The following is a 19,093-nucleotide window of genomic DNA, read 5'->3' on the forward strand; positions in this document are numbered from 1 at the left end:
TGGCGCGGCAAGTCTCAACGATCATGCGGCTTCCGCCATGCCACTCCAGAGATTCACCCTCCCGATCTTCGCCGCGCGCGGATCCGGCTGAAGCTGGTCCATCCGCAAGAGTTCTCCGGCGGTGAAGGAACGTGCGTCGATGGCGGACCTTGCAGCGTCGTCGAGCGGACCGATCCACGTATCGCCGTCCTCGGTCGCCACCGGCAGGATGCCATCCTGCGGAACCGCGAAGTTGTCGAGGAGATCGGCTCCGTGGCTTGTGGCGAGTATCTGGACCTTGCGGCTACTCCCGCGCAGCGCTTCCAGCAGCGCCTCCGCCGCCGCTGGATAGAGGACGGTCTCCGGTTTCTCGAGACCCACGACGCTTGGCGCTCTCCCGCCGGGAATGCGGGATTGCCGCGTGGCTACGAGCGTGGCGAGCACCCGCAGCGTTCCATCGGACATCGCGCTGGGGGGGAACTTCCAGCGCCGGTCGGACGACGGCGCATCCTGCCAGAATCGGAGCGTCCGCCGCCGCCCTGCCAAGTGCGTGTCCACATCCGTGATCCCCGGCACGATGGCCGCGAGATAGCGCACAATCTCCTCACGCGACGCCCGGTCGAGCCCCGAGAAGATCTCCGCCAGGTTGGCGCCGTCGCGGAGGAGGATGCTTTCCGGTGTCGATGGCCGGGGCGCACGGATCGCGTCAACGTTGAAGTTGTAGAACGCCATTCCGGACAAGGCGTCATAGACAGGCCGCAGCTCCGGCAGGTGAGACGCCGCGACCAGATACAGCCGGTCGCTCGCGGATCGCATGGACGGGAATGAGCTGCTGACCACCTGACCATCGCGAACCTCGTAGCCGTACGCTTCATCGACACTACGAGAGCGCAGTCGGCACACCTCGCGCCTAATCGCGTAGGCGCCCTTCAGCTTCGCTGCGATCTCGAACGCGTACGACACACTGCCTTCGGGCAGCCGGAGATCGACACGAATTCCCGCGTGGCGCGGACGCCCGGCGGATCGCTTCCTCACTTCCGCGATCCCCCCTCGGGACTGCAACGCGTGTTCGAGAGAGAAGCGGAGCGCATCGGCGACGAATCGAAGCGCGTCCACGAAGTTGCTCTTCCCCACCCCGTTCGGGCCGACGAGGATGGAGAGCGGAGCCGGACGCACATCGCACGCCGCGATGCTCCTGTAGTTTCGCAACACGACTCTGGCGAGGATCCCGCCGCCGTCATCGCCTTCCATGCCTCCGGTCCTCTCTCGTTCACGTCGGCTGGTCCGTGGCCGCCCCCGTAGCCCACCGCCTCTCTCTTGCCGGACACCGAAGGTAACCGTTTCACCCCTTGAAGGGTCAGCGATCCGCAGAGAGATCCGATGTCCTCCTTGCGCCGTCATCCGTCGCGGCGGTGACCAAGAACGGCCCGGCACGGAGATGTGTAATTAGTTGTGAAAATTAGCGTATCGAATTACTATTACGAACATGAAGGCCTTCGAACGCCCGCATGTGGCGCAACTTGTACGAGAGCTGACGGACGAGAGCGGCCCTCCGCTCATCGTGGCCGTCACCGGTCCGCGCCAGTCCGGCAAGACGACCCTCGTGCGACAGGCGCTGCGCAGGCTACGGGGACTGGGGCTCCGCAGCCGCTACATCGCTCTCGACAGTGCGGATTCTGGGCACAGGACCTCCCTCTCGGCACCGGACGCAATCTCCGGAGCGGACGCGGCGACCGCGCGACCCCCGTCGCGCGATGTCGGGTGGCTCGCGGGCACCTGGCGGCGCGCCCGGCGGGACGCGCGGGCAGACAGCCGCGGCCTCGTGCTCGCACTCGATGAGGTCCAGCACATCAACGACTGGTCGGCGGCCGTGAAGGGCCTGTGGGACGCGGACCGGCTGGCGGGCTGCCCGCTCAAGGTGGTGATCCTCGGATCCGCCCCGTGGCGTCTCCTCACAGGGAGAGGAGAGAGCCTCGCCGGCCGGTTCATGTCGTTCCCGGTTCGGCATTGGTCGCTTTCCGAAATGGCGGAGGCGTTCGACGTCACCCTGGACGAGTACATCTTCTTCGGAGGATATCCGGGCGCCATCCGGCACGCCGATGACGTTCGGCGGTGGCGACACTACATGGCTTCCTCCATCGTGAACCCGATCTTCGACCGGGACATCCTTGCCCTGACCCGCGTGGACAAACCTTCCCTAATGCGGCAGCTGGTGAAGATGGCCCCCGAGTCCGGGAAGATCCTCGAGTATCAGACGATCGCTGGGAGGCTGAAGGACGCCGGCAGCTTGACGACGCTCCAACACTACGTCGACCTGCTCTCCGATGCGGGCATCATGACGCAGCTGCCGAACTACTCCGGCAGCGCCGTACAAAGGGTGGCGTCCAATCCCAAGCTCCTCGCGCTCAACTCGGGTCTGATGACGGCGTTGTCCGGCTACTCGTTCGACGCAGCCCGGGCAGACCGGACGTTCTGGGGACAAGTCGTCGAGACTGCCGTGGGAGCGCACCTTCACAACACGCTGGAAACCGCCATGCACGTCGCGTACTGGCGAGACGGCGCCGACGAGGTCGACTTCGTGCTCTTTCAAGGCCCGCACGTGCTCGGCATCGAGGTGAAGTCCGGACGGCGGCGGGGCTGGCCTCGGGGACTGCGGGCGTTCGAGGAACGGTTCCCGAGAACTCGCACGCTGCTGGTCGGGGGCGAAGGCGGCGTGCCGCTGAACGAGTTTCTGTCGCAGCCAGCCCGCTATTGGCTGGAGGAACGGCGATGAGCGGAACAAACTCCGGGGCAGCGATTGTCTCCCGTGACGTGACCGTGGTTGGAGGCGAATCCGGCCAAGCACGCCCTTTGGCAGACTTCCGGTCCGAACGCTCGTACGTCCTGCTGGGCGATCCAGGTGCCGGCAAGACCACGGCCCTTCAAATGGAAGCCGATGCCGACCCGGACGGCCTGCTCGTGACCGCGCGCAGGTTCGTTCGTCGCAGTCTCGATCAACACCCCGAATGGCGCGGCAAGAACGTGTTCATCGACGGGCTCGACGAGGTCCGCGCGGGCAGTCCTGACGCCCGATCTACCATTGATGAGATCGTGGACCGTCTGCAGCGGCTCCAAAGTCCAAAGTTTCGGCTTTCCTGCCGCAGCGCCGACTGGCTCGGCCGCAACGACCTCGAGCAGATCGTCTCGACGGCGGGGTACGGGGGGACACATATCCTACACCTCGAACCGCTAGGGGATGAAGAGGTCCGCGCCATAGCGAAGAGCCTCTGCGGCGGCGACCCCGAGGCCTTCCTCTCCAAGGCAAGCGACCGCGGTCTGGGCGGACTGCTCGGCAACCCCCACCTGCTCAAACTGCTGGTGCGCGCCGTCCGCGACGGGAATTGGCCCGACGGTCGCCTGGCCACGTTTGCGCAGGCCTGCGAGATGTGGGTGCGCGAGCACAACGAAGAACACAGCGCGGCGAACCGCAACGCCCCTCCGGTATCCGTTGAGGAGACCCTCGATGCGACCGGTCATCTGTGTGCACTGCTGCTGCTATCGGACAGAGACTACGCGTCGCCGGACGAGACCGGCGACGCCGAGGCGCTGCCGTTGGGCGACGTTCGTGGCGGCGCGCGGGACGGCTACGGATTCGCCCTGCGCCGCGCACTTCGATCTCCGATGTTCGTTGCAGACACGGATGGAGGACGAGTCCCCGCGCACCGACAGATCGCGGAGTTCCTGGCCGCCCGGCACTTGGGTACTCTCATCGAGTCGGGGCTACCGGCGAGCCGCGTTCTCGCGCTCTTGGCAGGATTCGACGGGGTCGTCGTTCCCGAGCTGCGCGGTCTCGCCGCCTGGCTGGCCGCCTTCAATTCGTCGGCGCGAGCGCCGCTCATCGAAACCGATCCGGTGGGCGTGGCGCTGCACGGCGACGTGGGCGCGTTCACGAAGGACGAACGGGAGCGTCTGCTACGCGCCTTCGGCGAACGCGCCGACGAGATCAGGGTCTGGGACTGGCCCGAGGCGGCGCTCACCTCTCTGGTCGACCGGTACACCCCGGGGATCCTCGCAGCCTATCTCCGGGAAGATGACCGAAGCGAGGGAACGCAAGAGGTCGCCTATCTGCTGCTCACCGCCTTGTCACGCACTTCCGTCCCCCTGCCCCTGGATACGGGACTGGTCGCGACGGTCCGGGATGGCTCTTGGCGATCTCATGTAAGGAGCATGTCCCTGCGCGCGCTCCTTCGCCGCCGAGAACACGACCCCTCATGCCTCCCAGACCTGATGAGCCTGCTTGACGATCTGCGGGGCGGGCGGGTGAAGGACCGCAATCACGAACTACTGGGACTGCTGCTGTGGTATCTCTATCCAGACCAGATCGGTCCGGGGAGCGTGTGGGACTACCTGCTCCCCGACGACGTGCCGCTCGGTGGCTCCTACGGCTTCTTCTGGCGGAGTCAGCTCGTCGACAAAACGGGAGATGACGCGCCCGCGCTGGTCGACGCACTCTACGAGCGGGGGACGGGATGGCTCGAGACGGGTCCCTACGACGCGATGTCCCGGGTCGTGCACAAGCTGGTTCAGCGGGCGTTGCGCGTCAGCGGGGATGTTGCCGACACCGAGCGAGTCCTCAACTGGCTGGAGTTGATCGGTTTCGAGGCGTTCGTGTCGGGACCAAGCTCCGAGGCACTCCGGGCGATTCGCGAATGGCTCACGGCTCGTCCCGACATGCAGAAGCAACTCGCGCTTAACGGTCTCGGTCGGCATGGCGGACGCGAGAACTACCGCCCTTGGGCGTGGAGCGTCCGATGGGCGGAGTTCGGTGCCGCCGCACCGGGCCAAGGATCTCCGGCGCTGCGGACGGACGCGGAGCAGCTTGCGATGCCGCCGCCCGAGCCCATCGTCACGACCGTGCGGGAGGAGGCGGCGGAATACGTAACCGCAGCGGAACGCGAGAAGGCCGACGTCGTTTCAGCGGTGCGCGACCAACGGGGACAGTTGCCAGACGGGAAGTGCGCGCCAGCATTGCTTGACCGGCTTGCGTCGGCGTACCACGACACCTTCCACGACCAACCCGGCGCGGATCCCGAGTCCCGCCTGCTGGGGCTTCTCGATGGAGATCGGGGAATGGTTCGGGCGGCCTTTTCCGGGTTCCGTCGCGTACTCGAGCGGGACGACCTGCCGAGTCTGCGAGAGATCATCAGGCTCGACGAGGACAATCGGAGGTCGTTCTTCGCGCTTCCTTTGCTCGCGGGGCTCGACCTGCTCGGATCCACGGCGCTCCAAGGTCGGGACGCGGCAACTGTCCTCCGGGCCATCGGCATCTACTACGTCACGCCCGTCAACCCGAACCAGCTGGCGCACCCGGCGTGGTACGACGCAATCCGTCAGACACACCCGGACCTGGTCGCCGAAGTCCTGGTCAAGGTCACCCGCTCTCGGATCCGCAGGAAGGAGGACTGCCATTATCTCTGGCGTCTGGCGCGCGACCCGGCCTACCGGAAAGTGACTCGGATCGCGGCTCCTAAGCTGTGGCGCGGATTCCCCACCAAGTGTACTGAACCGCAGATTCTGGCGCTGCGAGAACTCCTGCGGGCCGGAGTTCGCTGGGAGGCGGACGGGATCGAGGAGGCCCTGCGACGCCGGATCGATACCGATCTGGACGTGGCGCAGCGCGCATTGTGGCTCTCCGCCGGACTGTTGGTATCGCCCGTGGAGTACGCACCGCTCGTCGTCTCTTTCGTGCAGGAAGGAGAGGAAGCGCGCGGACGCCACATCGTGGACTTTCTGGCCCCTGCGGACGACGGGTATCGGCTGCCGATGCCTTCGGGCACACGCGAGCTGCGATCTCTGATCACCCTCGTCGGACGCCGGTACGAACCGTGGGTCAGCGAGGCCAAGAGATCGAGCCCCTGGACGGACGGGAGCCGAATGAAGGCGGAGCAGCTCATTCACCGCTGGACACGCAGACTCGCCGCACGCACGGACGATGCGTCCGTCGCCGCCCTCGAAGCGTTGGTGTCGGACGCCTCGCTCAAACCGTGGCAGACGATGCTACGACGGGCCGGGGACGCGCAGATCGTAGCGCGCCGCAGCGCGACATTCGCCACCCCCAACCTTGCCGCCGTCCAGAGAAACTTGTCCGGCGGACCGCCCGCGAGCGCCGCCGATCTTACTGCCTTCGTCGCAGTCGCGTTCGAGGAAATCGGGGAGCACCTCCGGCATGGAGACACCGACAGGTGGCGGCAATTCTGGGACGAACCGATCAGTTCCGCCGACAAGCAGCCCAAGCACGAGAACTTCTGTCGAGACCGGCTTCTCGACGCGCTACGACCGAAGCTCCCGCCCGGGGTGGACGCCCGTCGCGAGGGAAACTACGCCGAGGACAGGCGGGCGGACATCCGTGTTTCGTACGGCGGTTTCGCCATCCCCGTCGAGATCAAGAAGAACCGCTATCGGAAACTCTGGAGCGCGGCGAGCGATCAACTGGTGGCGAAATACGCACGCGATCCTGAGTCGGACGGATACGGCATCTACCTCGTACTTTGGTTGGAGCGGGAACGTACGCCGGTTCCACCGTCCGGCCCGCGACCCAAGACTCCCGACGAGCTTCGGGATCGTCTAGAGACAGGTCTCGCCGACCGTGACCGCGTCAAGGTAAGCGTGGTTGTACTGGACGTCAGCCGCCGTGAAACGGCCAAGTAAGGAAGGACCGAGAGATGAGGACTCCCGGAGACGAGCGTGAACGAGGCGCGGGACGTGAAGACGAGCATGGAGTCCCGCGTTGAGCGGCACCGATCGCCAGTGTCCGCTGTGTCTTCGGCAATGCGGAGGCGGCGGAGGTGAGTGGGGATATTGGTTTGATTGCGAAACGTGCGGGAAGTTCAGCGTCGAGCAGTACCTCAGGGCCAGCGACGCGACCAATGGTCTGACGGTTACACAGCGGTCCTGGCTGTCGCACTTCGCGCGGACGAAGTGGGACCTCCACGAGTCGTTGCCGAAGAGGGTTCCCGGCACCACTCCGGAGCCGACCCCTGCCGTGATCGACCGCAAGCTCGTGGAACAAGCCCGAAACGGAGACTTGGCCGTAACCCGTGCGCAGCAGGCGGCGAACGCGATCAGGCACATTGGAGATCGAGTCCTCGAGGGAGGAGGCGCCATCACTCTCCGATATGGCTCACCCAAGTTCGCAGCGGTCATCGGTGCTCCGAACTCCGGTAGTGCGCGGGAACTCATGGGCGAACTCGCCGCGGCGGACAGGGTCAAATGGAATGAACCGCCATACTTCCAAGGCGGCGAGGAACCGTATGCCAGTGCGGACCTTACGCTCACAGGCTGGGAGCAGTACGAGGAGATGAAGCACGGTTCGCTCGATGGAGGGTACGGATTCTTCGCGTGGCAATTCGGCGGCACAAGAACCGAGCCCATTTTCAAGGATGTCCTCAAGCCGGTCTTCAGGAAGCGGGGCTATCCGCTACGGGATATGAAGGATCTCTCCCAGCCCGGCCTGATCGACAACATCATGCAGGACCGGATCCGGGGCGCCTCGTTCGTCATCGTCGACCTGACCGACGGCAACCGCGGGTGCTACTGGGAGGGGGGCTTTGCACAGGCTCTCGAGAAGCCGGTCGTGTACATCTGCCATCAGGAAGCGTTCCACGACCCGGCCACGAAGCCGCACTTCGACACGAACCATTACACGGTCATCTTCTGGGGTGCCGACAAGCCGAACGAGGAATTCGTCGAGGAGCTTATCGCGACGCTGCGGCGGCACCCCGGCGGACTGGATCTTTGACCGGGTTCATCGCCATGGACTGGTTGAGCGTCGGTCAGCGGACGGATGTGCTCGACTGCGGCGGCAACCGGTACGCGCAATCGACCGGCCAAGTGCGGTTCAACGTGGGGGTGAAGGCGGACTCGGAAACGGTCACGCGGTAACGGTGAACGCGGCGCTGCGCCGGGAGGAGCTGCTGCGCCCGTTGAGCGCGCCGTGGCTGACGTGTTACTCTACCGGTGTGCCGCAAGCGGAGATCGCGGAAGCAGCGGAAAGATGGGTCAATCTGCCGGGTGAACCGATGAACAGAGAAGGGAACGTCACAGATGCGTAATCCACCAACATCTAGTTACGACATTGTTAGTGGTACATTCGATCTTTCTATCGACGGAAGCACCGTAACCGTAAAGGGCGATATCAGCAGTACCTACAACACGGCCCTTATCCCCATAAATGTATCGTTCGATGTGGACAACAACCCTATGGACTATTCACTACGGGAGTTGGGCAAAATGGCCATCGTGCAGCACTTTCAAAAGAATGAGAGTTGAGGTCAATTGAGGTCCAAGCTCCACTAGTTGAAGACAACCACTTACATAGGGTGTGTAAATTGGCGACCCGTCCAAAAAGCCGGGAACACCTCAGGATTCTATCCGAGGCTGTCGCGCAGGATTCTCTCCAATTCGTCAACTACGGCCCGCATGTGCAGCTTGTCTTCCGGGCGCTCTTCACTATTGCGTATCGTATCGACGACATTTGACCATGTCTTATGGATTTCGGGCAATCTGAGCATCTTGGGATCCGCATTTAGTGCTACGTGTAGCAGCTCTTCCGCGCGAGTAAGGTCGAAAGCGTCATACGCATTAATTTTTTTGATACAGGCAAGATGCTCATTGGGGAAGTCCAACATCTGATAAAGATTATCAATATCTCTTGACAGATAAGCAGTATCCTGAAGAGCGCTTACAACTTGCTCTGCGATGTCCGACATGTTTGACTGGTGTCGGATCGCGATGGCCTCCTCAACGGCGTTGGCCAAATTGTCCCGAATCCACTCGTACCGTTCTTCGCTACTTCGCCCGGGAGGATCGTAACACTTCACCACACGGGAAAGATCTTCATGTGCGCCGACAGCGATCCTGAACGGATTCGGACCCCTTGCGGCCACATGTCCATCCCGGTTTCGCAGGCCGTGGATGCGAATCCCGACGACGCCCATCCCATCCTTCCAGGACTTCTCAATCTCGTATTCGACCCATGGCCGTCCGGTGGTGTGGGTTCCCACCAAGACCACCGTGCAGGAGCGTGCTCGCATCTGGTCGACGATCCACGCCCTGATGGCCGGAGCACCCTGACGCGTCAATTCCTCCCAACTGGTATCCGTCGCCGGTCTGTTTCCCTCAACCACGCCGATGTTCCGAACCGTCGCCGCTCGCCAGCGGTCGGTTTCGTAGTTAAAGCTGTAGAACACCCTTCGCTTTAGCATGCCGTTCCTCCACGGCTCCCATCCACTATCACCGGCGACCGCGGGGGCGACATCGGTCGGAGGAGCGAGAACGAGATAAGATGCAACTCGGACGCCAGTTCTATCGCGCGGGCCGGACGCCTCCCTTGCGGCGCAGACCGTAGCCGATCCGGAAGACATCCGGGACATCGACGCGGTCATCCCGGAGGCGACGGAAGATACCCAGGGACTCCAAAGCCTCGCGGAGTTCATCGTGGTCATAATCCATATGCGGCAGCGGGAGCCGCCACCCGTCTCCACTACCCGCCTGGGCCAGCTGCTTCAAGACGCGTCGCTCACGCCACAGATGAACGACTTCCTCGAAATCACACGGAACAACCCGTCCGGAGAGCGGTTGCATCAGCACCTGCACCCATGGATAATCCTCCTGTAGCTCCCGAACCCGCGTCGTGGACGCCTCCCGCACACCGTGCTTGATGCTCTGGTAGTGAAGGGCGTAGCCATGATCCGGATGGCGTTCATGAGAATCTTCCGCCGCTGAGCGCAACGCCGTGAGAAACGAGCGCGGACTGACCTTGCCCCCGGCGTCGGCGAGGTGGTTTGGGATCCATGTGTACGGGTATCCGCGTCTCCGATCAGTGCCCATCCACGGGCCCGCGAATTCGTGGAACTTGTCGCGCTGGGCCCCCTCGTCGCGGTCGAGCGGATACGGCACTTCGAAGCGCGGTGCCGTATCGTCATCAGTCGTGGACCAGTGTCCGTCCTGCAAGCGCGGACGGACGAGGTCACCTCGTGGACCGTTGGCCAGGGAATGCCAAAGCAGGCCGTAGAGATCCCGGCGCGGCCAGCTGAGATCGACAGCCGACGACAACACTTTCGAAGCGTCCGGAAAGTCCGTGATCCGCCGCTCGTCCACCTGATCAGTTCTCAGGAAGATCTTCGCGCGCAAGCGGCGATACGGACGCATGTCGAGGGCGTGCTCCAGCAATCCTCGAATCAGCTCGGACGCAGTCTGCCAGTCGGAGGCGGCGCGATCCAGAGCGTCAAATAGCACGACGGAATACACACCCCTTGAGTCCAGTTCGACATCGATAGTCCGCAGGAGGTCGAGGACGACACTCGGGTCATCGAGGACGTACCTCGCGCGTTCAAGCCACGTATCGAACTGTCGTATCGGATGGTCGGCACCCGCCACCGCGCACGCATGCACGGTTCGCCAGATGATCCGGGGCTCCACGTTGTTGGCGATTAGTCGACAAAGATCGTCCCTCACCGGATAATCGCCCGGCACATTGGAGACACCGAATCCCGACTCGACGACTGAATCTTCGTTCAAAGGAAAGCCCCGCACCTCTCGCCCCAGCGAGCGACGAACCTCGGGACTCTGCAGGGCGCGCCACCAGAATGTCTTGCCTGAGCCGCGCATTCCAGTGACGAGCATCGTGTCGGGGTGCATGGCCTTTCGATGCGAAGGCGGGATGTACACGGCCGACGACGGGACGGGCTCGCCGTAGCTCGCCGGATCGGGCAGCTCGCTGAACGCGAGGCGCACGGTCTCGGCCCGGGTCGGGTCGCCGACTGGCTCGGGGCTTCGGTAGAGCAGGTCGAACCGTCGGAGGAACTCCCTGTACGCTTGGGCCACCGTCGTTCGCTCCAGCTTCCGGAGAGAAATTCCGGCCGCGAACCCTCGTGTCCAATGGATCACCAGCGGATCATGCTGCCCCTCCTCGGACGACAGGTCAGCCGACACCCCCTCATCCGTTTCCCCGAGATCCACGATCTCGTCCTGCAGGCGATCCCGAAGGAGGATTCGTGCGTTTTCCCGGAACCGTTCGACGTACCGCTCGGTATCCGTCTCGGGCGTCAAGGCGGAGACGATCGACAGGCGTTCGCGTATCCGGGATGCCATGTTTGTGCGCGCCCAATGATCGAACAGAATCCCGTAGTCCGTCCAATGGCTGTCGGAGTCGACGGCGAACAGCATCACCTCCGCGTCCAGATCCGTCACCGTTGCCGCCGCAATATCGTGGAGGCCGCTCCGGCTCTCGATGAGCACGACGGTCGGGCTGAACTCCGTTTCCAGGTTCACCACCAACCGCTTCAAGCGACTCGTCCAAGGATCGATCGCCGTATCCATGTACGTGCGCCCGAGCTTTGCGAGGTATTCCCCCGGCTTCCTGCCGTGCGCCGGCGCCACCAGCACACGTCCCGGCAAGTCATGAGCCCAAGAGGGCTTCCCCGTCATCCGGCTCACGACATGATCTCCCTGTCCGACCAATTCTTCGACGAACCAGTCCGTGACGCCGAACTCCGGCTCGGCCGGGGGTTCCAACATGGCCGACGCCAGCCCGGGCGACTCTAGGTCCAAATCGATGACAAGCACATCCTCCGCCTGCCGGGCGAGGTGCCACGCCAACACCGCCGCCGTCGTGCTGCGCCCCACCCCACCCTTCACCGAGTATAGGACGTAGCGGGCCGGGTGGTGTTCGCTCGACGGGTCCGGGACTGTCCACCATTCTTGGCCGACGACGAGCCGGTCGGCCCAATGAACGCCGGGCCTGATCAACTGCGCCGTGTCGCCCAGCGTCTCCAGCAACGCGGGATCTACGAAGAGCACTGTCTTCTGCGGCAGGTGTCCGTGGGCCGCGAGCGCATCCGCCAAGCGACTCGCCAAGCGGCTCAGCACTTCGCCGAGTTCGCGATCATCCTGGGCTGCTTCCGATACCGATATGCCGACCTTGCCGAAGAGGTTGCGCACGAGGTATAGCGGCGGTGCGTCGGCTGGGATCTCCATCCCTTCCAGCACCTCCGATACGAGCCGCCGCACTTGGTCGAACGGAACGAAGGTGTCGCTCATGGCGTCCCTCCCTGCGCAGCCCATTGAACCATCAGCCGAACCTCTGACGCCGCCCGACGATGCGGCTCGACGTAGGCCTCATCGAAGTTCCCCCGGCTGGCGTAGCGGTTATGGTGCGACCAATCGGAGAACGGTTCCCCGCCCGGAAGCTGCGCAAGCAGCGCGCCCGCGCCTCGCTGCGCCGCGAACTGGTCGAACACGTTCCACAGTTCCTCGATATGTACGCGATGCGCCCGCTCTTCCGGCGCGCCGTCGGGGCGAACGAGCATACCAAGATTCTGCATGAGCGACTTCAGGCCGCACTCGGCGCTGAACCCGTACAACTGATCCGCGTTGGCCCAGCGACGCGCGGCCGACAGGTACTCGGCATCTTCCCAGTGTCGCTCGTGCGCGTCCTCGAAGTCCGCCGCGTAGATCATGCTAGCTCATGGCCCCGCGCAGCGCGCGTCGTGTTCAGATCCATCAGACGAGCGAGCACCTCATTGCGCACGTCGCCCGGCGGTCGGGTCAATAGGGTGTAAGTGCCATGAGGCGGCGACCTTCCGTGGCGCTCATGAGCGTCCGTGAAGTCAGCCGGATGGATCACGAGTCCCCGGCAAGAATAGATCGGCAATCCGCATGTTCACCCTCCATGGTCGGCTCGTCGCCGTCTGCGGTGCGGTTTCGGCGGTCATGCATGATACTGTGGCGCTCCAAGTTAGACGCCGGAGCGGTTTCTTGCTCCACCGCAGCCTCGCACGGCTACTGCGGGACATCGCAAGAGGTCGTGTCGATCGACCCTCTTCCGAGAGCTCCGCGGCGGAACTCCGTCCGGTGAGCGTCCGTTTCCTAAGGGGGTCACGGCTGTTCTTGAGGGGGTGTAGCGCTTTCGGCAGCACAGGCGATGGCGTCAAGCTTCTCGCTCACTTCCGGATCGACATCCGCAGGCGGCATGTGGCCGACGAGCCGGTAGAAGTTGCCCTTCGGCATGAGGTTTGGCAGGCCCAGCTTCGAGAAGTACGCGGTGAGCAGCGGCTTCAGGAACTCCGTGCTCACCTTCAGGTCGGCGCCCCACGGCGACGGCTTCCCGAGACGCCGCACGTTCACGGCGCCCTCGTCGAGCCGGGTCTCGGCCGCAGCCAGCCCCGACATCGGCGGCAGGAAGGCCATCCTCACGCTCCCCGCCTCGTCGGGGACGGGCATGCGGTCGGGAACGCGATCCTCCGTCAACCGCAGCGGACGGCAGTACACCGACTCGTCGTTCGCGTAATCGAACTCGAGCCCGCACGTCCAGGCACGCCCGCGGGTCACCCCCTCGACGATGATGTCGATGCGGATGTTCCTCGTTTGCTGTTTACCGCCTACGTACCGCACATCTCGCACCCGAAGATCCCGCCACGCGAGCTTAACGCTCGGAATTGGAATGGACACGAGATCGCGACGGTTGATGGTCACGCCCGGGCGTTTCTCGGGCGTTCTCTTGCCGGCCCGCTTGGCGTTCCACTGGGTCAGCCCCGTGTGCCACAGGGCGAGCGCCTGCATGGCGGAGGTCTTGCCCGAATTGTTGGGTCCGATGAAGACGACCGGGCTCCCGAGCTCGACTTCGACGTCTTCGAAGCGCTTGAATCTTCGAATGGTCAGCTTTGTCAGCATACGACGCCACCACTTCCCGTCCGGTCGCTTGCATGCGGCTTCAGCCAGCAGAGCAGCGGAACCGCGCATGGCGCACTGCTCATCTGACCCCCTGGAACTCCGCATCCACTCGTTCCAAGTCACGTCTCAGGTCATTCGCCGCTTGGCGCGCAAGGCGGAGCCGTTCCTTCTGATTCCGGCACCGTTCGCCCAGTTCCGAATAGCATATGGACAGATTGAGAAGTGACGAGAACAGGCCTTGAGCTGCCGTGTCGACCGCCTTGAGATCTTCCGGCGAAAAAGGCAGATCGCTTCCGCGCTCACCAAGTTCTTGGCCTTGCCCCGCCAGCTCGCGTAGACGCAGATCGCACTCGTTCGGCGTGCTCTTACCCGCTTCGAGATCGGAGAGGACGCGGATCACATTTTGCACGAGAGGACGGCTGGCTGAAACAAGTGTCTTGATCTCCCTTAGCATGGGCCCCTTCTTGCCCGTATGCTGTCGATGGAATTCTCTCCAGTGCCCGTACTGGTGATTCCAAAGAATCGAGACACCATCCCAAACTTCGTCACCGTCCCACGGCATCGGACGACAGGATGGATCGAGGCCCGGATCAACCCACTGAGTTCGCGCAATCCAGTTCGCGTGACGAACGTCGTCGTGTCCGCCCGCCACATAGAGGTATACGACGTCTGCTCTATGCCCGGACCAAAGCGCCTCAAGTTGAGGACTTCGGTGGTATTCCTCTTCGCGAATCTCCGGAAGAGCCCGACTGATCACGTCCCTAACGCCATCGCGCCCCGCGTGGCGATCAACTACCAGCACCGCTGAATAACGCTTGGCACCCGCATGACTCACGTCCTCGAGCCGCACGATCTCGTACGGCAGGTCGCCCTTCACCGGCACTTCGAGGATTGCGTCGGGCGCACGACGCTGGCCACAGGCACACGTCCCGTCGTTACGGAACAGCTTCCCGTCCCGAGGGCAGATCTTCTCGTATGCGATGAGGAGCCGGGCGCAATCAACCGTATCGACGATGAGGTGTGGGACAGTCGCGTCGCTGGCCGTCTGCGCAAAGTCGCGTCGCGCATCATCCTGAATGTCCCCTACGGCCATCAGCACTGCCAAACCGAGGTCCGGTATCGTTCGGAGCTTAGCGAACTGATGAGAAACGATTTTGCTCGTAACCTTCGGGAAGGAAGGACCCTTCAAGACGAAGCCGGCGGTAACCGGACGACCACGTAGGACGATCCGAGTCGTAACGATGTCGGCGATCTCCGTTGGACCGTGTGGCGTTTCGTTCGGGTCGAAGAGGATCTCACGAACTGCTGATTCCAGCGCACGTTCGTTCAACCGCCGAACCTCCGCGAGCACGTCGTCAGACACGCCTGTGGCTGGAATCCGAACCACCTTGGCGAACTGATCGATTTCACCGAGCGCCACCAAACGGGCCCGGTTCACGCCGATCCCCATCCGGTCGTGAAAGACCTGTTCTGCCTTGTTCTCAAGTCGTTCCTCCCGCCGACAGGTGTTGCGTACCCTGCGCACGTTCGGAATTTAGAGCCATCAGGCGGGCCAACACCTCGTCCCGCACCTCGTTGGGCCAGCGATATCGATGGGGTGCCCTTGCACGGCGACGCTCATCTTCGTCGGTCTCATGGTTGAGCAGGAACTCGCATCGGGTAGGGATGTCGGACCAGCCGTACGCATCGAGGACGACCCGATCGATGTCCGCGTGAAGCTCGCGGAGCCTCGATACCGCCGGATCCGTTTCGTTCCGGTCGTGGAACCGGTTGTACGTCTTGGTCAAGCCCTCCTGGTTGTGAAGCATGAGGTCGCCGCGAAACTCGTAGTATGCCTTGCCGACTCGCTCCCGGACGGGATCTGCATGCCAGTCTGGAGGAAACGGGAAAGTCTCAAAGCAGTCGGACGGCGTGTACCGCAGCCGTTCCTCAAGCGTCGACCCGAAAAAGCGTGCCCAAACCTCGTGAACGCGGGATTGAAGGACGCAAAACGCTGCGTAAGTGTCCATGGAAAAAATCACAAGAGTGTTGGCGAAAACCATTCGGGCTGGAAGAAACGCTAATGCCAGATGGGGCGTGGCACCGCAGTTGACGGCCAACACTCGATTCAAATCCGCGATGGTCGCGTAGAGTCCTGCAGCTTTTTCGGCGTGTTGCCACCAACGCTCTCGACGCACCTTACGGTTCTGTCGCTCACGGTCGGGCTTCACCTTTTCTTCTAGAATCTGCACTAACTCTGGCCATCGCTCGCGGCACTCGTCCTGCCGACGCTTGCCAAAGTTGATCACGTAGCGGTGATGCGCTTGCGCGAGGCTCGTGTTGACCTCCTGCCCGCCAATGTAGGGGAAGATCACTTGCGCATTGTGCGGATCCTCAGCGATAAGCCTCCGCATTTCGGCCAAGGGCGTGGCCACTCCCTTGGTGTCGGTGTCGTCGAACGTGAAGCCCATGCCGAGGACGATGCTCCCCTGAAAGCTCTGCTCCGCGTTTTCCTTGAGCCGCGGCGGGTCGTCGTTCCCACCTGCGTGGAACAGAAATGCCGTGATCCGTTCGACGGCGGCGTCATCGAGCGATTTCTGGTGCCCGAACCTCCCTTTCACGATGTGCAGGACGCTGACCACTACAGCCGCAACGCCCGGCCACTTGAAGCGGGTTTGCGCGCGGTAGATCTCTCCGCCGCGCGTGCAGATCCAGCGGAGGCCCGTGGACCGGGTGTCGCCTTGCGAAATCGTGTTCGTCGCGATGAGGCCCAGCGTGCCTTGTTTGCGCAGCAGGTTGAACGACCGCCGGAAGAAGTGGGCGACCAAATCCGCGTTGCCGTGGCTCCGCGCGTGCAGTTCCTTGAGCCACAGCGGGTAGCCGGGGACGTTCGAGGCCGCGACGGTGTTCTTGCCCGCGAACGGCGGGTTCCCGACGAAGGCGTCAAAGCCCGGGTTCCGGCGCTCGAACACCTCCGGGAACTCGATCTCCCAGTGGAACGGGGCGAACGGCGTGGTCTCCTTCCGTTTCGCGGCGAGGCGCCCCCCGTGGGAGAGAACGGCGAGGCGTTCCGTATCGCTGTCGCCCAGAAGAGACGCGAAGTGCTGCCGCCGGCGGGCCTCCCGCTGCCTCGCTCTTGTCTCGAGGAAGAACGCCTCCAGCGCCAGATCGCCGAAGAACCGGACGTCCGTCAGCGCCGCGTTCGCGTCGTCCAGCTTGTCTCGAAGTTCCCGCTGGTCGATGTCGGGCGGCGCGTCCCTGATCTCCCCGCGTAGCGCGACCACGCGGTCCACTGCGTCCGAGACCACGGTGTTCAGCTCCAGCTGGGGCGGCAGGGATCCCCTCTTCCAGGTGAAGGCGGCGATCTGCGGCTTCGCCAGGCCGACCAGGGAGTCGCCGTCGCGGAGGGCGTGGTCCACGAAGGTGAGCGGTTCGTCCTTGGCCAGGGTGGCCAGCCACAACGACATCTTGGCGAGGTCCACCGCCATGGGGTTGCGGTCCACGCCGTAGAGGCAGCGATGCGCCACGAGACGGCGGGCGAACAGATCTTCGTCCTCCCCGGACGGGAGAGCGGGGAGCGTTCCGTGCATCCGCCATGCGGTGACGAGATGGTCGCCCAGTTGGCGGCAGGCCTCGACGAGGAAGGCGCCCGAACCCATGGCGGGATCGCAGACCTTGAGATCGAGGATCTGCTCGGCGCGGGGCGGGCCGCCGTCTCCGAGGCGTTCGAGGATCGGTTCCAGCGCTTGCCGCACGATCGGTTCGGTGAGTTCGCGCGGCGTGTAGTGCGATCCCGAGCGCCGCCGCGCCTCGCTGGGCTGGAGGATCATCGCGCCGCGCGGCACCAGATCCGGTGTGGCCGCCGCGTCGATGACGTTGTGCAGGGAGGCGTGCGCGTCGGCGAGCGTTTGCGCCGCGCGGAGGGGCTTGCTCACGGTGGGCGTCAGCTTTCGGCCCGTCCGGTCAAGAATCCATTTCGGGCGATCGACGGGCGCAACATCCAAGAGCAGTTCCAGATCCACCGTTGTCGAGGCTCCGAGCTTCTTCTGCGCCTTGACGGCGGCGGACCGGCCCGTCGCGGTCTCCAGCCGGAACCCCATCATCGTCTCGTACACGGAGCCGATCTGCTCCACGTCGAGCGCGCGGTACGAGATCCGTTCGCCGTCGAGGACCAGCAGCTTGTCGAGCACCCGGTAGATCGTTCCGTCCGGCACCAACGGAACGTCGATCCCCTCGTGCACCTGCGGTGCGCCGCTCCCGCGCCATCCCTCGAGGAACGGGAACCGACTCGGGCTGAACAGTTCTCCGCGCCGCGGCGGGAGTCTCATTCCGTCGCACTCCGCCCCGTCGTGGACCATGCGAAACAGCACGACGAGCTGTGCCCACGCCCCGTAGCGCTGGTCCATCGTGTCCGGGTTGAGCGCCGCGTCCTCCCTCAGCCTCTCGTACAGTCCGCCCAGCGAATAGGAGCCGAGGAAGGTCGCGTCGTCCGACAACATCCCGCGCTCTTCGGCGTAGAGCACGAACACGAGGCGCAGTACGACGGTGAGGAGCGCGCGGTACACGTTGTCCGGATCCTCGTCCAGCGCCTCGCGCAGAAGCTTACCGTGCGACGCGTCGTGCGCCGCCTGGAAGCCACGCAACAACTCGTGCAGGGCGTGCAGCACCTGCTCGGCCAGCCGCTCGCTGACCACGTTCTGGTACTTGCGGCTGCTCTCCAGAAGGGCCGCCAGCCGTTGCTCCCGCGGCAGCGCCAGCAGCCGCTTCTCGGAGAGGAGGAGGCGTAGCGCCGCACACAGCGGGCGGCCCGCCGTGGAGAGCATGTCGCCGACCCGGAAGTCCATCCACCCGGAACTCTCGCCCCGCGGCGCGGACATGAGCCGGATCACGCGTCCGTTGAAGAGCAGCCCGGCGGGGACCCCGGTGCGGCGCAGCAGCCGTTCCATGCGCCCGTGGGGCGAGGCCTCGAGCCGGCCCGCACCCGTGGCGACGCGATCGAGGTCCTCCCCGGGGTCGAGGACGGTGACGAGCAGTTGCCACGGCACGCCTCCCTCCGCCGGATCCCGTTCGCGCACGGCGAGGCGGGGCCGCAGCACATCCCGGTATTCCTGGAGGCTGACCTCCAATTCGGGAGGAATGGGCGAATCGCCTATGCCCGCGTAGCCGCTGGGCGAGAAGCGCCAGCCCAGGACGGATCTCGCAAACGCTTCGAAGTCGGGCAGGTAGGGTTCGGGTTCTGCCGAGGTGCCGAACGCGCGTTCCCGGACGCACTCGTTCAGAAGCCGCTGTCCCCCGATGTCCCGCCGGTCAAGCACCGCGCCCGCCTGGACGAGCGCGTGTGCGGACACCACGAGCCCGGTCGGCTGGATGAACCCCAGCCACTCGAGGTGGTCCCGGACGTAGGGCGAGGGCTTGGCCACGCGGC

At 64.2% G+C, this 19,093-nt stretch carries 11 protein-coding genes; 4 read left to right on the forward strand and 7 right to left on the reverse strand.

Annotated elements, in window-relative coordinates:
• Positions 1-21: 21 nt before the first annotated feature.
• Positions 22-1,230, reverse strand: a complete 1,209-nt coding sequence (locus tag ACOOHF_RS01815; protein WP_420463142.1) for an AAA family ATPase — start codon at positions 1,228-1,230, stop codon at positions 22-24.
• A 235-nt stretch (positions 1,231-1,465) separates the two neighbouring features.
• Here ACOOHF_RS01815 and ACOOHF_RS01820 point away from each other — a divergent pair, with 235 nt between their 5' ends.
• The 4 genes from ACOOHF_RS01820 to ACOOHF_RS01835 all read left to right on the forward strand — a co-directional run bounded on the left by ACOOHF_RS01820 (position 1,466) and on the right by ACOOHF_RS01835 (position 7,899).
• The gene (locus ACOOHF_RS01820; protein WP_420463143.1) at positions 1,466-2,752 is read left to right on the forward strand and encodes an ATP-binding protein; all 1,287 of its coding nucleotides are present in this window, start codon (positions 1,466-1,468) and stop codon (positions 2,750-2,752) included.
• Positions 2,731-6,666: an NACHT domain-containing protein gene (locus ACOOHF_RS01825; RefSeq protein ID WP_420463144.1), complete on the forward strand. Its 3,936-nt coding sequence runs from the start codon at positions 2,731-2,733 to the stop codon at positions 6,664-6,666. The genes ACOOHF_RS01820 and ACOOHF_RS01825 overlap by 22 nt, the downstream gene beginning before the upstream one ends.
• 334 nt (positions 6,667-7,000) lie before the next feature.
• Positions 7,001-7,756, forward strand: coding sequence for a hypothetical protein (locus ACOOHF_RS01830; protein WP_420463145.1), 756 nt, complete (start codon positions 7,001-7,003; stop codon positions 7,754-7,756).
• Positions 7,753-7,899, forward strand: coding sequence for a hypothetical protein (locus tag ACOOHF_RS01835; RefSeq protein ID WP_420463146.1), 147 nt, complete (start codon positions 7,753-7,755; stop codon positions 7,897-7,899). Before ACOOHF_RS01830 ends, ACOOHF_RS01835 begins: the two co-directional genes overlap by 4 nt.
• A 485-nt stretch (positions 7,900-8,384) precedes the next feature.
• Here ACOOHF_RS01835 and ACOOHF_RS01840 read toward each other — a convergent pair whose 3' ends face one another.
• The 6 genes from ACOOHF_RS01840 to ACOOHF_RS01865 form a co-directional block, all read right to left on the reverse strand.
• Positions 8,385-9,221 (reverse strand): TIR domain-containing protein, encoded by an 837-nt coding sequence (locus ACOOHF_RS01840; RefSeq protein WP_420463147.1) that lies wholly within the window; start codon positions 9,219-9,221, stop codon positions 8,385-8,387.
• Positions 9,222-9,321: 100 nt separating this feature from the next.
• Positions 9,322-12,057 (reverse strand): KGGVGR-motif variant AAA ATPase, encoded by a 2,736-nt coding sequence (locus tag ACOOHF_RS01845; RefSeq protein ID WP_420463148.1) that lies wholly within the window; start codon positions 12,055-12,057, stop codon positions 9,322-9,324.
• Positions 12,054-12,476 (reverse strand): SAM-dependent methyltransferase, encoded by a 423-nt coding sequence (locus tag ACOOHF_RS01850; RefSeq protein WP_420463149.1) that lies wholly within the window; start codon positions 12,474-12,476, stop codon positions 12,054-12,056. Before ACOOHF_RS01850 ends, ACOOHF_RS01845 begins: the two co-directional genes overlap by 4 nt.
• A 418-nt stretch (positions 12,477-12,894) precedes the next feature.
• On the reverse strand, positions 12,895-13,689 hold the full coding sequence (locus ACOOHF_RS01855) for an AAA family ATPase (RefSeq protein ID WP_420463150.1): 795 nt from the start codon (positions 13,687-13,689) through the stop codon (positions 12,895-12,897).
• Between the two features lie 79 nt (positions 13,690-13,768).
• Positions 13,769-15,127: a hypothetical protein gene (locus ACOOHF_RS01860; protein WP_420463151.1), complete on the reverse strand. Its 1,359-nt coding sequence runs from the start codon at positions 15,125-15,127 to the stop codon at positions 13,769-13,771.
• A 43-nt stretch (positions 15,128-15,170) separates the two neighbouring features.
• Positions 15,171-19,088, reverse strand: coding sequence for an Eco57I restriction-modification methylase domain-containing protein (locus tag ACOOHF_RS01865; RefSeq protein ID WP_420463152.1), 3,918 nt, complete (start codon positions 19,086-19,088; stop codon positions 15,171-15,173).
• Positions 19,089-19,093 lie beyond the last annotated feature (5 nt).

This window comes from Candidatus Palauibacter sp., assembly GCF_965216145.1.
In the GTDB taxonomy this organism is placed as follows: domain Bacteria; phylum Gemmatimonadota; class Gemmatimonadetes; order Palauibacterales; family Palauibacteraceae; genus Palauibacter.